Raw genomic sequence first — 309 nt, forward strand, 5'->3', positions numbered from 1 at the left:
ACTACAAGAACCCTTACCTGTATCCCTTCGAGGAGTTCCAGCGCTTCAAGACGCATCCGGCGATCCGCACGACCTTCGAGGGCGGCAAACGGCTGTCCTATGGTGCGCGTGCGATCACCGAGGGCGGTTATCAGTCTGTACCGAAGCTCAGCTTCCCTGGCGGCGCCCTGATCGGCTGTTCCGCGGGCTTCGTCAACGTGCCGCGCATCAAGGGCAGCCACAACGCGGTGCTGTCGGGCATGATGGCAGCGGACCGGATTGCCGCGGCGATTGCAGCCGGTCGCGCCAATGACGAGGTGGTCGAGATCG

At 63.8% G+C, this 309-nt stretch carries 1 pseudogene; it reads left to right on the plus strand.

The annotated features are described in order from the left end of the window. Positions 1-309, plus strand: a pseudogene (locus IB248_RS31145) (electron transfer flavoprotein-ubiquinone oxidoreductase); the annotation flags it as partial.

The sequence above is a fragment of the Rhizobium sp. RHZ01 genome (assembly GCF_014851595.1).
In the GTDB taxonomy this organism is placed as follows: domain Bacteria; phylum Pseudomonadota; class Alphaproteobacteria; order Rhizobiales; family Rhizobiaceae; genus Rhizobium; species Rhizobium altiplani.